Consider the following 13,977-nt stretch of genomic DNA (forward strand, 5'->3'; position numbering starts at 1 on the left):
GGCGGGCCGGGGCGGGGGGGGGGCGGGGGGGGGGCGGGGGCCCCCGGGGGGGGGCCGCGGGGCGAGCCGGCTCCCCCCGCGCCGGGACGGTCAGAGCAGGCGCAGCAGGCGGGACTCGATGGACGGCGGGTTCAGGTCGCTCTGGAGGGCCACCCGGACCTCCGTCCGGCTGTCGCCCGCGCCCACGCGCAGCGTGCCGACCTCCTTGCCCGCCTTCTCGTTGTGGCCCAGGGCGGACGGGTCCAGGGTGACGGTGCCGGTGACGCCCGGAAAGCCGGGCACCACGAGGTCGTTGGTGGCGACGACCGAGACCTTGCCGCCGAGGCCGTCGTCCACGCTGGCGACCACGTCGCCCTTCTTCACCACGGTCTGGCCGGTCAGCCCGTTCTGGGCGGCCTGGATCTGCTTGCCGCTGACCTTGAGCACGGTCGGCAGGATGCCGTCACCGGGGTTCGGGCTGGTGGCCTGCTGGCCCAGGGTGACGCCGAGGATCAGCCGCTTCACACCGCCGATCTCCTTGTAGGCGGCCCACATCAGGCAGCCGCCGGCCGGGGTGCTGGAACCGGTCTTGACGCCGATGACGCCGGTCTTCGGGTTGATCAGGTTGTTGGTGTTGGAGATCTTCACGTTGTTGAACGTGGTGTCCGGGGTGGAGACGATCTGCCGGAAGATGTCGTCCTGCATGACCTGCTCGGCCAGCTTGAGCTGGTCCTTCGCGGTGGACTTGGTGTCCGCGTTGTAGCCCGCCGGGTCGGCGTAGGTGGTGTTGGTCATGCCGAACTTGGCCGCGGTGTCGTTCATCTGCTTGACGAACGCGTCCTCGGAGCCGGAGTGGAAGCGGGCGAGCAGCCGGGCCACGTTGTTGGCGGACGGCAGCATCAGCAGTTCCAGCGCCTGGTACTCGGTGAGCTCCTGGTTCTCGACGAGCGTCACCCGGGACTCGTCGGCGTTGCCGGACTCCTGAGCGGCCTGCTTGTCCACCTTGATCTTGGGGCCGCTCTCCCCCTTCTTGAGCGGGAACTTCTGCAGGATCAGGTAGGCGTTCATCACCTTGGTGACGCTGGCGATCGAGGCCGGCGCCTCCTGACCCGAGGTGCCCAGGCTTCCGACGCCGACCACCTCGGCGGCGGACTGGCCCTTGGCCGGCCAGGCGAGGTCCAACTGGTCGCCGGCGAAGCTGAAACTGCCCGCGGTCGTCATCCGCAGCTTCGGGTCCGGCAGCGGGCGCAGCAGCTGGCCCACCACGAGCACGCCGAGCACCACGGCCAGGAAGGCCGTCCAGATGGTGACCCGCTTGAGCGCGCGGCGCAGCGGCGAGACCGGGCGGGCGTTGAGGGTGGCGAGCACCTCCATCGCCTCGGCGGTGTTCTCCGGCGAGGGCTGGGGCTGGGGCTCCGGAGTCGGCCGGGGCTCCGGCCGCGGCGGCACCTGCTGGGAGGGCAGCGGCTCGGGCCGGGGCAGCGGCGGGACGGGCGGCACCGGCCGCCGGTCCGGCTCGGGCAGCGGTGTCGGCGCGGGGGCGGGGGTGGGGGCCGGCTTCGGGGCCGGCCGGGGCAGCGGTTCGGGGGCCGGGTCCGGCTCCGGCAGCGGAGCGGGCTCCGGGGGCTCGGGGACGCTGCCGGCGGCGGGCGGCGCCGCCGGGGCCGCGGGGGTGCGGAGCGGGGCGGGCTTCTCCAGCTTCTCGGACCGGCCCGACTGCCCCGCCCCGCCCGAGCGCTGACCGGGCTGCCCGTTCCCGGTCAGTGCGACGGGCGCGGTGGCGTCGGGGGTCTCGGAGGCCTTGGAGGTCTCGGAGGTCTTGGAAGCTCCGGGGGTCTCGGGCGCGTCGGCCTTCTCCGGCTTCTCGGCCTCCGCCGGCTTCTCGGCCTCCGCCGGCTTCTCGGCCTTCGCCGCCTCATCGGGCCCGTCGGCCTCGTCGGCCTCGTCGGCTTCGTCCGCCGTGCCGGCCTCGTCGGCCTTGCCCACCTTGCCGACCGGCTCCGCCGCCGCGGTGGTCCGGATGGCGAGACGCGGGTCGGCGACGGGCGTCCGCTCGGCGCTCCCCTTCTCACCGTCGGTCTCCGGCGCGTCCTTCTCCTTCTGCGCGCCGCCGCCGGAACCGCCCTCGTCCGCGCGCTTGCGCAGCTCTTCCGGCAGGCGCAGCGCGGTGGTCCGGTTGTCCACCGGCAGCCGCAGGGCGGTGGTGCGATCGTCCGTCGGCAGCCGCAGCATGGTCGTCCGACTGTCCACATCCCGGACACGGAGCTCCACCGTCGGGCCGCCCTTGGTGCCCGCCTTCGGCCCGTCCACGGAGGAGTCGGCCGAGGTGCCGGCGGCGGTGTCGGCAGCGGTGCCAGCGGCGGGCGAGGCGTCAGCGGACGCGTCGGCGGCGGCCTCGGTCGAGGCGTCGGCCGAGGACCGGACGGCCCCGGCTGACGCCCCGGCAACCGCCGCACCCTCCCGTTCGCCCTTCCGTTCGCGCTCGCGGTCCCGCTCCCGCTCCCGCTCGCCGTCCCTCAGCACCCTGTCGGGGGACTCGCCCACGTATCCCAGCCTCCTCAACGCCCGGCGGGGCACCGGCAGACCCGATTTCGGGAAGCCGACGCCCCGCCCCGTGTACCTGTACAGTCTCCGCCACCGACGGCCGTCCGGCCGCGCACACCCCGCCCGACCGGGGCTTATTGCCGCCGCACGGCCGCAACGCGGTCTGTTCAAGGGTCAGACGCCGGGCCCGAGGCCGCCGGTTCCGCGCCTTCACCGCAAGGTCACGATTCGGAGGCGTACTCGACAAGCCCGTGTGAGAGGCGTCACCCTGTCTCTCATCCACGCGGGGAGGCTTGGATGGGCAAGAGCCGCAGAACTGTTCCCGAGGAACTCTTGCTGCTCGCTTTGGACCCGACCACGGGTACCACGGCGCAGCCGCAGACCCTCGACCTCGGACTCGCCGGGGCCCAGCTCGTCGAGCTGTCCCTGGCCGGACGGATCGTACCGGAGGGTGACCGGATCGCCGTCGTGCTCGCACGACCGACCGGTGACCCGACCCTCGACCACGCACTGGAACTGCTGCGCCGACGCGGCAGTCCGGTCCGCGCGGCGCACTGGATCGGCGGGCCCCGGCTGGGGCTGCGGCAGACGTACCTGGCGCACCTGGAGCGCTGCGGCATGGTCACGGCCGTGCCGGGGCAGGTGTGCGGGGTGCTGCCGACGACCCGGTACCAGGCGTCCGACGACTGCACCAACGCCGCGATCAAGCAGCGGCTGGACACCGCGATCCGCACCGGCGTGCCGCCGGACCCGCGGACGGCCGCGCTGGCGGCCCTCGCCCACTCGGTGGGGCTGGGCAAGCACCTGTACCCGGGCAACGAGGGCCGGTCCTCACGGTCGCGGCTGCGCGACCTGATCCGGTACGACCCGTTGGGCGGGATGGTCGCGCATGCCGTGATGGACGTGCAGAACGGCCTGCCGGCGCAGCAGAACCGTTCATCCCAGGGCCCTGGGGCCGGTTCCGGGGCCGCTTCCGGTCGCTCCGGTGCCCGTGCCACGGGCCGGTCCCCGGGCGGGCGGGTCCCCGCGCCGCGGGTCGGGGTGCGCTGACCCGGGCCGCCGGACCCGTACCGGGCGACGACCCGGGCGGCACGTCCGACGACCCTGACGACGCCCCGGAGGACGGCACATCCGACGGCACGTCCGACGGCACGTCCGACGGAAGGTCCGACGGAAGGTCCGAGGGAACGCCCGGCAGCGCACGGCGCACCGTTCGCGCCCCTCGGCGGCGCTGAACGACCTTTCGCACTTCTCCGCACCATCAGGACGACCGGTTCCACCCGCACCACCGGCACCGCCGGAGGCATCGGGCACACCGGAAGCACGAGAAGCACCAGGAGCACAGAGGGGCGGTCGCCCCGCGACGCGAGTCGCCCGGCGACCGCCCCTCTGCCGTTCCCGCAGGCCCGTGGGGGCCCACCGCAACTACCGGTTCGAGTCGCCGAGCCGCATTACCACCTGGGGGCTTCCGCTGTCTCACAGACGCGCTTTTCCGATGATCTGTTCTACCGCGCTGCTGTGATTCCCCGGCGCCGACCTGGCCCAAGGTGACATGCTGCTCCAAGTCAGGGGGGTTGGTCCCAATGTCCGAAGTGTTCCGAGGGCTGCCGTTCCAACGATCACCAGAGGTTCGGCCGGAGGTCGACGTGTCCGCGAACATCAATCCCACCGTGCGCCGCCGACGCCTCGGCTCCGAGCTGCGCAAACTCCGCGAGGGCCTGGGGATGACGGCGGAGGAGGTGGCCGGCCGCCTGATGGTCTCCCAGTCGAAGATCAGCCGCCTGGAGAACGGCCGCCGCAGCATCAGCCAGCGCGACGTGCGCGACCTCTGCGACGTGTACAACGTGGCCGACGAGCAGATGCGCGGCAGCCTGATGGAGATGGCCAAGGAGTCCCGCCAGCGCGGCTGGTGGCACGACTTCAACGACATGCCGACCCCGTACAGCGTCTACATCGGGCTGGAGGCCGAGGCCTCCTCGATCCGCGCCTACGAGTCCTCCTTCATCCCCGGCCTGTTGCAGACCGAGCAGTACGCGCAGGCGGTGGTCGAGGGCACCCAGCCGGACACCGACGCGATCGCGGTGCAGCGCCGGGTCCAGGTGCGGATGAAGCGCCAGGAGCGCGTCCACGGCGAGAACCAGCTCGGCAGCCTGTGGACCGTCATAGACGAGGCGGCGCTGCGCCGCGAGGTCGGCAGTCGCGAGATCATGGCCCGCCAGCTGCGGCAGATGCTGGAGCTGAGCCTGCGCCCGAACATCACCATCCAGGTGATCCCGTTCTCGCACGGCGCCCACCCCGGTATGACCGGGACATTCTCCCTGCTGGAGTTCCCGGAGTCAGCCGATTCCACGGTTGTCTACTTCGAAGGTGTGACGAGCGATCTCTACCTGGAGAAGGAGACCGATGTGCGCCGCTATACCGGTCTGTACGACTACCTGAGAGCGGCCGCACTCGGTGTCGCGGAGAGCCGGTCGCTGATAGCCGACATCGAAAAGGGATACCACGAATGAGCACCCCCGCCGAGCACGGAACCCGTTGGCGCAAGAGCAGTCACAGCGGAGGCCAGGGCGCCTGCGTGGAGATCGCCGGACCGGCTGCGGGAGCGGTCGCGGTCCGGGACTCCAAGGACCCGGCCGGTCCGCAGCTGCGCTTCTCCACCCAGGCCTGGAACGCCTTCGCGTCCGCTGCGGCGGCGGGGGCCTTCGGCGAGGTCTGAACGGGATCCGTGCTCGGCCCAGTTGCCCGTAGCGCTGTGCGTCGCCCCGAGCGGCGGCGGTCGGCGCTACGGGCAACTGCCGTTCCGGGGGCCGTCCTTCACGAAGGCGCCCTTCACGAAGGCGCCCTTCACCAACGCGCCCTTCACCAAGGCGCCCTACACGAAGGCGGCGGCCGGAGCGCCGCCGTTCAGTGCGCCACCGGGTAGCGGACCGCCCAGTCGGCCCCCTCCGGGCTCTGCCGGTCGTGCAGTTCGGTGCCGTGCATCAGCTCCAGGGCGAAGTCGTCGGCGAGTTCGAGGATCGCGCCGCGCCCCTCCAGCCCGGCCACCAGGCCCGGCGGCAGCGCGGTGTCGCCGTGCAGCACCCCGAGCAGGTTGCCGCATATCGAACCGGTGGAGTCGCTGTCCCCGGAGTGGTTGACGGCCAGCAGCAGGCCCGAGCGGACGTCGTGGGCGACCAGCGCGCAGTAGACCCCGATGGCCAGCGCCTCCTCGGCGACCCAGCCCTCCCCCAGGGCCTCGACCCGCTCGGCGGACGGCTCGCCGGCCCGGACCGCGTCCAGTGCGGCGCGCAGCGCGGCGGTGGTCTCCTCGTGGGCGTGCCGCTCGGAGAGCAGGGCCAGTGCCAGGTGCACGCCCTCCTCCAGGGTGCCGCCGCGGGCGACGGCCTGGACGATCACCGCGAAGGCGCCCGCCGCGAGGTAGCCGGTGGGGTGGCCGTGGGTGAGCACCGAGCACTCCACCGCGAGTTGGAACACCAGGCCCGGCTCCCAGGTGGTGAGCAGCCCGAAGGGCGCCGCCCGCACCACCGTGCCGCAGCCCTTGGAGTGCGGGTTCTTGGGCCGGTCCAGGGTGCCGAGGCGCTCGCCGTCCGGGCCGGTGAGGCCGGTCAGGCAGCCCTGGCCGGGGGCGCGCTGGGCGTACAGCCACTCCTCGCGGCCGAGCCAGCCGAGGTCGGGGCGGCGCTCGTCCGGGCCCCAGTCGCGCTGGGTGGCGGCCCAGCGCAGGTAGGCCAGGTGCAGGTCGGTGGGCGGGTGCCAGCTGCCGGTGTCGCGCCGGATGTGGGCGCGGATCAGGCCGTCCACGGTGAACAGGCTGAGCTGGGTGTCGTCGGTGACGGCGCCGGTGCGCCCGTAGGCGGGGAGGTAGCCGGTGACGCCCTGCGGGCCGTGCTGGGCCCGGATCTTCTCCAGGTGCTCGAACTCGACGCCGGCGCCGAGCGCGTCACCGATGGCACCGCCGAGCAGGCAGCCGCGCACCCGGCTGCGGAAGTCCTGCTGCTGGGCTCGTGACCACAGTGGCATCACGACGGGGCGCCTTTCGTCGGGGTCGGGGGCCGCGTGCGACACCACGGCCGCCGACGCGCCCTGGCACTGTACTTCGAAGGTTCGAACGGAAGGACGGCGTCCCACGGAGTCCGCCGCCCCTGCCCGGCCCCAGCCCGGCCACTGCCCGGCCCCCGCCGGTACGGTCCCTACCCGCACGGCCCCTGCCCCGCCCGGTCCCCCGACCGTACGGTCCCGCCCGGCCGCCGCCCGTACGGCGGCCGGGGGTCGGGGTTCCCGGCGCCCGGCCTCAGTCCAGGACCGGCAGCAGCTCCGGCAGGTGCCCGTCCGAGGCGAGCGCCGCCGCCCGCCGCTCGGCGGGCACCTCGCCGTAGAGGGTGGTGCGCTGGCGGTGCGGGCGGCCGGCGGCCTCGGCGATCGCCTGGAGGTCGCGCACCGACTTGTAGCTGCCGTACGCCGAGCCGGCCATCCGCGAGATGGTCTCCTCCATCAGCGTGCCGCCGAGGTCGTTGGCACCGGAGCGGAGCATCTCGGCCGCGCCCTCGGCGCCCAGCTTGACCCAGCTGGTCTGGATGTTGGGGATGTGCGGGTGCAGCAGCAGCCGGGCCATCGCGACCACGGCGCGGTTGTCCCGGGCGGTCGGGCCGGGGCGGGCGATGCCGGCCAGGTAGACCGGGGCGTTGGTGTGGATGAACGGGAGGGTGACGAACTCGGTGAAGCCGCCACCGCTGTTGGATTCGAGCGAGCGTTGCTGGATCTCGGCGAGCAGCCGCAGGTGCCCGAGCCAGTGCGCGGGGGTGTCCACGTGCCCGTACATCATGGTGGACGAGGAGCGGATGCCCAGCTCGTGCGCGGTGCTGACCACCTCGACCCAGGTCGCGGCCGGCAGCTTGCCCTTGGTGAGCACCCAGCGGACCTCGTCGTCGAGGATCTCGGCGGCGGTGCCGGGGATGGTGTCCAGGCCGGACTCCTTGGCCCGCTGCAGCCAGTCGCGGATCGACAGGCCCGTCCTGGTGGCCCCGTTGACCACCTCCATCGGGGAGAAGGCGTGCACGTGGATGCCGGGGACCCGCTCCTTCACCGCGCGGGCGATGTCGAAGTAGGCGGTGCCGGGCAGGTCCGGGTGGATGCCGCCCTGCATGCACACCTCGGTGGCGCCCACCTCCCAGGCCTGGGCGGCCCGTTCGGCGACCTGTTCCAGGGAGAGGGTGTAGGCGTCGGCGTCGGTGCGGCGCTGGGCGAAGGCGCAGAAGCGGCAGCCGGTGTAGCAGACGTTGGTGAAGTTGATGTTCCGGGTGACGCAGTAGGTGACCTCCTCGCCGACCGCCGCCTTGCGGACGTCGTCGGCGATCCGGCACAGGGCGTCCAGGGCCGGGCCGTCGGCGTGGAAGAGCGCCAGCGCGTGGTCGTCGGTGAGCTTCGTCGGGTCGTCGGCGGCCACCGCCAGCGCCTCGCGCAGGTCCCCGGCGAGGCGCTCGGGCGCGCCCTTGGCCAGCACCTGCTCGCGCAGCACCTCCCAGTCGCCGTACACGTCCTCGAAGTCGGCCCGGCGGTCGCCGGTGCGGCCCTCGGTGTCGACGGCGGTGTGCAGGTCGGTCCGGCCGTACGACTCGGGCAGGTCCTCGGGCTCCTGCCAGGGGCGGCCCAGGACGGCCGCGTCCGGGTCGGCCAGGCCGGTGGCCGGGTCGGCCAGGGCGCGGACGTGCGGCAGCACCCGCGGGTCCAGCCAGGGTTCGCCGCGCAGCACGTACTCGGGGTAGACGGCGAGGCGCTCACGCAGTTCGAAGCCGGCCGCGGCGGAGCGTTCGGCGAGGCGGTCGATCTGCGGCCAGGGGCGCTCGGGGTTGACGTGGTCCGGGGTGAGCGGGGAGACGCCGCCCCAGTCGTCGATGCCCGCGGCGATCAGCCGCTCGTACTCGCCGTCGACCAGGTTCGGCGGCGCCTGGAGGCAGGCGGTCGGGCCGAGCAGGTGCCGGGCGACGGCCACCGTGGCGACCAGTTCGTCCAGTTCGGCGTCGGGCATGCCGCGCATCGCGGTGTCCGGCTTGGCCCGGAAGTTCTGCAGGATCAGTTCCTGGACGCCGTGGTAGGCCCGGGAGACCTTGCGCAGCGCGAACAGCCCCTCGGCGCGCTCCTGGTGGGTCTCGCCGATGCCGATCAGCAGGCCGCTGGTGAAGGGGACGGAGCTGCGGCCCGCGTCCTCCAGCACCCGCAGCCGGACGGCGGGTTCCTTGTCCGGGGAGCCGAAGTGCGGGCCGCCGGGCTCGCTCCACAGCCGGGTGGCGGTGGTCTCCAGCATCATGCCCATCGAGGCGGAGACGGGCTTGAGGCGCTGGAAGTCCGTCCAGCTCAGCACCCCGGGGTTGAGGTGCGGCAGCAGGCCGGTCTCCTCCAGGATCCGGATGGACATGGCCCGGACGTAGGCGATGGTGTCGTCGTAGCCGTGCGCGTCCAGCCACTCGCGGGCCTCGGGCCAGCGGTCCTCGGGCTTGTCGCCGAGGGTGATCAGGGCTTCCTTGCACCCGAGTTCGGCTCCGCGCCGGGCGACCTCCAGCACCTCGTCCGGGGACATGAACATCCCGTGCCCGGCCCGGCGCAGCTTGCCGGGGACGGTGACGAAGGTGCAGTAGTGGCACTTGTCGCGGCAGAGCCGGGTGAGCGGGATGAACACGCTCTTGGAGTAGGTGATGACGCCGGGACGGCCGGCCGCCTCCAGGCCGGCGTCGCGCACCCGGGCGGCGCTCGCGCACAGGTCGCGCAGGTCCTCGCCTCTGGCCTGGAGCAGGACGGCGGCCTCGGTCGGGTCGAGGGCCACGCCGTCCCGGGCGCGGCGCAGGGCGCGCCGCATGGCGTTCGCGGTCGGAGGGTTGCTTGCGTCCGTTGCGGTTCCGTCCATGGCGCGACCCTACGCCAGGGTGGTACGACGGGATGACCCAACCCTGAGGCCGTCTCAGGGTCGGCGTACCCGCCAGGTTCACCTCGAAGTGCCCCTGCAGGGCGATGACGTGGCGGCGGTACCGGCCTCTAATGGAGGTGCAGGGCCAATCGCACGGGTTCGTAGAGGAGTTGAGGACGCCATGACCAATGGGACGGCGGGGGAAGACCGTTCGGACGGCGGGGTGCCGTACCGCTCACGGCGGCGCACCCTGGTGCGGGTCGGGGTGCCGGCGGCGGTGGTCGCGGCGATCGCCGCCGGGGTCGGGCTGGTGCCGGCGCTGGCCGCCGACTCGCCACCGGACCTGCCGCAGCTGTCCGCCGAGCAGGTGGTGGCCAAGGTGCTCGGCTCGGACGCCCAGACCCTGTCCGGGACGGTCTCCGTCTCCACCGACCTCGGGGTGCCCAGCCAGCTGCTGGGCGCGGCCGCGGGCGGCCTCGGCGCGGCGGCCGGACACGGCGGCGGGAGCGACGGGGGCGGCGCGGGCGCGGACCCGCAGGCCAAGCTGCTCGGCCTGCTCGGCGGGGACCGGACGCTGCGGGTCGCGGTGGAGGGCCCGGACCGTCAGCGGGTCGACCTGATGGAGAACATGGCCGGCTACACCCTGGTCCGCAACGGCGACCAGAGCTGGGCCTGGGACAGCTCGACCAACACCGCCCTGCACCTGACCGGGCGTCCGGGCGGGCACGCCGGTCCCGCCGATCACGCCGATCCCGCCGGGAAGCCGAAGGGCCCGCTCACCGGGGTGCCGACCACCCCGCAGGAGGCCGCGAAGCAGTTCCTGACCGGGAGCGCCGGCACCACTTCCGTCACCGTCGACGGAACGGCCGACGTGGCCGGGCAGAAGGCCTACCGGCTGAGCGTCAAGCCGACCCAGGCCGGCTCGACGATCTCCGAGGTCCGGATCTCGGTGGCGGCCGACAACGGGGTGCCGCTCGCGGTGGTGGTGAAGTCCACCGACGGCTCCACCGTGCTGGACGTGCACTTCACCGACGTGTCCTTCGCCAAGCCCGCCGCCAAGACCTTCGACTTCACCGTGCCCAAGGGCGCCAAGGTGACGGAGCAGAAGGCGGACGCGGGGGCCGAGGGCGCGCACGGCTCCCGCGACCAGGGCGCCCAGGGCGCCGCCGGCGGGCAGGGCCAGGCGGGCGAGCGGGCCAAGGGCCACGACGGCGTGAACGTGATCGGCGAGGGCTGGACGGCCGTGGTCTCCACCCAGCTGCCCAGCAGCACCGGGGCGCCCTTCGGCGGCCCGCAGAGCGACGGCAAGCAGGGCGACGGCAAGCAGGGCAAGCACCAGAGCCGGTCGATGAACCCGCAGGCGCTGGTGAAGTCGCTCGGCAAGCCGGTCGGCGGCGGCACCCTGATCAGCACCAAGGTCGTCAACGTCCTGCTCACCGACGACGGCCGGGTCTTCGCCGGTGCGGTGACCCTGCCGGTCCTCCAGCACGCCGCCGGGGTGAACTGACGGATGACCGAGGCTCCCGTAACGGGGGACGTTACGGAGTCGGCCGGGGGTCCGGGCGCCGCGTCGCGCCCGGCCCCCGTTCCTTCCGCCCCCGAGGCCCCCCGTACCGACGACGTGATCAGGACCCGCGGCCTGACCAAGCGCTTCCGCGGCGGCCAACTCGCCGTCGACGGACTGGACCTGGCCGTGCCGCGCGGCTCCGTGTTCGGCTTCCTCGGCCCCAACGGCTCCGGCAAGACCACCACCATCCGGATGCTGATGGGCCTGATCGCCCCCACCTCCGGCACGGCCACCGTGCTCGGCGAGTCGATGCCGCAGTCCGTCGCCACCGTGCTGCCCCGGGTGGGCGCGCTGATCGAGGGCCCGGCGCTGTACGGCTTCCTCTCCGGCCGGGACAACCTGGTCCGCTTCGACGCCGCCGACCCGACCGCCGACCCGCGCACCCGCCGGCAGCGGGTCGGGACGGCGCTGGAGCGGGTCGGCCTGAGCGCCGCCGCCGGGAAGAAGGCCCGCGCCTACTCGCTCGGCATGAAGCAGCGGCTGGGCCTGGCCGCGGCGCTGCTGCAGCCGCGCGAGCTGCTGGTGCTGGACGAGCCGACCAACGGGCTGGACCCGCAGGGCATGCGGGAGATCCGGGCGCTGGTGCGGGAGGTCGCGGCGGAGGGCACCACGGTGTTCCTCTCCTCGCACCTGCTGGACGAGATCGAGCAGGTCTGCACCCACGCGGCCGTGATGTCCCGGGGCCGGCTGGTCGTCCAGGGCACCGTGGCCGAGCTGGCCGCCCGGGCCCAGGGCCGGCTGGTGGTCCGCACCCCCGACGTGGCGCAGGCCGCCGAGGTGCTGGCCGCCCACCAGGTGGGCGCGCTGGTGCCCGGCGAGGGCCGGGTCGACGGCGAGCTGGGCGCGAGCGGCGACGAGGCGCTGCCCAAGCTGTGCGCGGCGCTGGTGGAGGCCGGGGTCCGGGTGCACGGGTTCGGGCTGGAGCGGGGCACGTTGGAGGACGCCTTCGTGGCGCTGACCGGGGAGGGTTTCGATGTCGCGGGCTGAGGCTTCGGCGGGCGGGACGGCGACGGCCGGAGCCGCCACGGGCGGAGCGGCCGCGGGCGGAGCGGCCGCGGGCGGGTCGACGGCGGGCCGGTCGACGGCGGGCGGGACGACGGTGGGCGGGACGGTGCTGGTGGCCGGGCGGCGGCCGCAGACCGCGTCCGGGTTCCTGGCGCTGTTCCGCAACGAACTGCACCTGACCTTCCGCCGGATGCGCACCAAGGTGCTGCTGGGCATCCTGGCGGCGCTGCCGGTCCTGATCGGGGTGATCGTCAAGCTCAACACCGACAGTCCGCACGGCGGTGGCGGCGGCGCGCCGAGCTTCATCGCGCAGACCACCCAGAACGGCCTGTTCCTGGTGTTCACCGCGCTGGCGGTGGCCCTGCCGGTCTTCCTGCCGATGACGGTCGGCGTGGTCGCCGGGGACTCGGTGGCGGGCGAGGCGGCCACCGGGACGCTGCGCTACCTGCTGGTCGCCCCCGCCGGGCGGACCAGGCTGCTGGCCGCCAAGTTCACCGCCGGGCTGGTGTTCTGCCTGGCCGCCACCGCGGCGGTCGCGGTGACGGCGCTGGCCGCCGGCGCCGCCCTGTTCCCGCTCGGCGAGGTCACCCTGATCTCCGGGGACACCATCGGCTTCGGCGACGCCCTGCTGCGGGCGGTGCTGGTGGCCGGGGTGGTCGCCGCCTCGCTGGCCGGGCTGGTGGCGATCGGGCTGTTCGTCTCCACCCTCACCGGCAGCGGCATCGCGGCGATGGCCGCGACCGTCGGACTGGTGATCACGGTGCAGATCCTGGACGCCTTCCCGCAGCTGGACGCGGTCCGGCCGTTCCTGTTCACCCACTACTGGACGAGCTTCTCGGACCTGCTGCGCGAGCCGATGTACTGGGACGGCGTGTGGAAGGACCTCGGCCTCCAGGCCGCCTACGTCGCCGTGTTCGGCTCGGCGGCCTGGGCCCGGTTCACCAGCCGCGACATCAGCGCCTGACGGGTTCCTTCGCCGCCCCCGCCGGGGCGGGCCGCGGCACGGCCGCGGCCCGCCCCGCACGGTCCGCCCGCACCTGGCGCAGCGCGTCCCAGGTGAGCAGCGCGAGGGCGGCCCACACCAGGGCGAAGCCGGCCCAGCGCGCGGGCGGCATCGACTCGTGGAAGACCGCGACGCCGATCAGGAACTGGAACACCGGCGCCAGGTACTGCAGCAGGCCGAGCACCGTCAGCGGCACCCGGACGGCGGCCGCGCCGAAGAACAGCAGCGGGATCGCGGTGATCACCCCGCTGACCACCAGCAGCGCGGAGTGCCCCCAGCCGTACGAGCCGGCCACCGTGTGCCCGAAGGTGCCGCGCCCGCTGACCTCCAGGTAGACGAGGTAGCCGAGGGCGAAGGGGAACATGAAGGCGCTCTCCGCGGCCAGGCTCTCCAGCCCGCTCAGCCCGACCTGCTTCTTCACCAGGCCGTAGGTGGCGAAGGAGAGCGCCAGGGTGAGCGCGACCCAGGGCAGCTGCCCGTAGGCGGCGGTGAGCACCGCGACGGCGGCGGCGCCGATGCCGACGGCCGTCCACTGCACCGTGCGCAGCCGTTCCTTGAGCACCAGGACGCCGAAGCCGATGGTGACCAGGGGGTTGATGAAGTAGCCGAGGCTGGTCTCCACCACGTGGCCGTTGTTGACGGCCCAGATGTAGACGCCCCAGTTGACGGAGATCACGGTGGCCGCGCCGGCCAGCATGGCGAGCCGACGGGGCTGGCGCAGCAGCGGGCGTATCCAGCTCCAGTGCCGCTGGGCGACCAGCATCAGCACCACCGCGACCAGCGACCAGACCATCCGGTTGGCCAGGATGTCGTCGGCGGCGCCGGGCTCCAGCAGCGGCCAGAACAGGGGGAAGATCCCCCAGATCCCGTAGGCCGCCGTGCCGTACCAGAGGCCTCGGCCGCTGTCCTGCTGGGTCGTCTGTGGCATGGCCGAGTGCCCTCCCGCGCGCGCGAATATCGATGCGACGGTAGCGGGCGGGA

The 13,977-nt window shown here is 73.7% G+C and carries 10 protein-coding genes; 6 read left to right on the forward strand and 4 right to left on the reverse strand.

Annotation, left to right across the window (positions count from 1 at the left end):
• Nucleotides 1-90: 90 nt before the first annotated feature.
• The gene (locus ACFXPX_RS00005) at nucleotides 91-2,523 is read right to left on the reverse strand and encodes a D-alanyl-D-alanine carboxypeptidase family protein (RefSeq protein WP_380638813.1); all 2,433 of its coding nucleotides are present in this window, start codon (nucleotides 2,521-2,523) and stop codon (nucleotides 91-93) included.
• A gap of 297 nt (nucleotides 2,524-2,820) precedes the next feature.
• On the opposite strand from ACFXPX_RS00005, the gene ACFXPX_RS00010 reads away from it, so the two are divergent.
• From ACFXPX_RS00010 to ACFXPX_RS00020, 3 genes are all read left to right on the forward strand, one after another.
• The gene (locus tag ACFXPX_RS00010) at nucleotides 2,821-3,573 is read left to right on the forward strand and encodes a GPP34 family phosphoprotein (RefSeq protein ID WP_375889073.1); all 753 of its coding nucleotides are present in this window, start codon (nucleotides 2,821-2,823) and stop codon (nucleotides 3,571-3,573) included.
• A gap of 596 nt (nucleotides 3,574-4,169) precedes the next feature.
• The gene (locus tag ACFXPX_RS00015) at nucleotides 4,170-5,033 is read left to right on the forward strand and encodes a helix-turn-helix domain-containing protein (RefSeq protein ID WP_375889071.1); all 864 of its coding nucleotides are present in this window, start codon (nucleotides 4,170-4,172) and stop codon (nucleotides 5,031-5,033) included.
• A complete protein-coding gene (locus tag ACFXPX_RS00020) occupies nucleotides 5,030-5,239 on the forward strand; it encodes a DUF397 domain-containing protein (protein ID WP_350505095.1) in 210 nt (69 codons plus the stop codon). Before ACFXPX_RS00015 ends, ACFXPX_RS00020 begins: the two co-directional genes overlap by 4 nt.
• A 188-nt stretch (nucleotides 5,240-5,427) precedes the next feature.
• Here the strand turns inward: ACFXPX_RS00020 and ACFXPX_RS00025 are convergent, their stop codons facing one another.
• Together ACFXPX_RS00025 and ACFXPX_RS00030 are read right to left on the reverse strand one after the other, a co-directional pair.
• A complete protein-coding gene (locus ACFXPX_RS00025) occupies nucleotides 5,428-6,543 on the reverse strand; it encodes an ADP-ribosylglycohydrolase family protein (RefSeq protein ID WP_375889069.1) in 1,116 nt (371 codons plus the stop codon).
• Nucleotides 6,544-6,814: 271 nt separating this feature from the next.
• Nucleotides 6,815-9,421, reverse strand: coding sequence for a bifunctional FO biosynthesis protein CofGH (locus ACFXPX_RS00030; RefSeq protein WP_380638815.1), 2,607 nt, complete (start codon nucleotides 9,419-9,421; stop codon nucleotides 6,815-6,817).
• A 181-nt stretch (nucleotides 9,422-9,602) separates the two neighbouring features.
• On the opposite strand from ACFXPX_RS00030, the gene ACFXPX_RS00035 reads away from it, so the two are divergent.
• From ACFXPX_RS00035 to ACFXPX_RS00045, 3 genes are read left to right on the forward strand one after another with little or no spacing between them, the layout of a single operon-like run.
• Entirely contained in the window at nucleotides 9,603-10,928 is a 1,326-nt protein-coding gene (locus tag ACFXPX_RS00035) for an outer membrane lipoprotein carrier protein LolA (RefSeq protein WP_380638817.1), read from the forward strand.
• Nucleotides 10,929-10,931: 3 nt separating this feature from the next.
• The gene (locus ACFXPX_RS00040; protein ID WP_375889061.1) at nucleotides 10,932-11,975 is read left to right on the forward strand and encodes an ABC transporter ATP-binding protein; all 1,044 of its coding nucleotides are present in this window, start codon (nucleotides 10,932-10,934) and stop codon (nucleotides 11,973-11,975) included.
• Entirely contained in the window at nucleotides 11,962-12,957 is a 996-nt protein-coding gene (locus ACFXPX_RS00045; protein WP_380638819.1) for an ABC transporter permease, read from the forward strand. Before ACFXPX_RS00040 ends, ACFXPX_RS00045 begins: the two co-directional genes overlap by 14 nt.
• Here the strand turns inward: ACFXPX_RS00045 and rarD are convergent.
• A complete protein-coding gene (gene rarD, locus ACFXPX_RS00050; protein WP_380638821.1) occupies nucleotides 12,947-13,924 on the reverse strand; it encodes an EamA family transporter RarD in 978 nt (325 codons plus the stop codon). The two genes, ACFXPX_RS00045 and rarD, sit on opposite strands and share 11 nt — an antisense overlap.
• Nucleotides 13,925-13,977 lie beyond the last annotated feature (53 nt).

The organism is Kitasatospora sp. NPDC059146, from assembly GCF_042786665.1.
Lineage (GTDB): Bacteria > Actinomycetota > Actinomycetes > Streptomycetales > Streptomycetaceae > Kitasatospora.

What these genes read in the sequence shown, in the direction of transcription:
- ACFXPX_RS00030 (WP_380638815.1), bottom strand. Translation starts at nt 9,421, where the DNA reads ATGGACGGAACCGCAACGGACGCAAGCAACCCTCCGACCGCGAACGCC.
- ACFXPX_RS00035 (WP_380638817.1), top strand. Translation starts at nt 9,603, where the DNA reads ATGACCAATGGGACGGCGGGGGAAGACCGTTCGGACGGCGGGGTGCCG.
- ACFXPX_RS00040 (WP_375889061.1), top strand. Translation starts at nt 10,932, where the DNA reads ATGACCGAGGCTCCCGTAACGGGGGACGTTACGGAGTCGGCCGGGGGT.
- rarD (WP_380638821.1), bottom strand. Translation starts at nt 13,924, where the DNA reads ATGCCACAGACGACCCAGCAGGACAGCGGCCGAGGCCTCTGGTACGGC.
- ACFXPX_RS00025 (WP_375889069.1), bottom strand. Translation starts at nt 6,543, where the DNA reads ATGCCACTGTGGTCACGAGCCCAGCAGCAGGACTTCCGCAGCCGGGTG.
- ACFXPX_RS00010 (WP_375889073.1), top strand. Translation starts at nt 2,821, where the DNA reads ATGGGCAAGAGCCGCAGAACTGTTCCCGAGGAACTCTTGCTGCTCGCT.
- ACFXPX_RS00045 (WP_380638819.1), top strand. Translation starts at nt 11,962, where the DNA reads ATGTCGCGGGCTGAGGCTTCGGCGGGCGGGACGGCGACGGCCGGAGCC.
- ACFXPX_RS00020 (WP_350505095.1), top strand. Translation starts at nt 5,030, where the DNA reads ATGAGCACCCCCGCCGAGCACGGAACCCGTTGGCGCAAGAGCAGTCAC.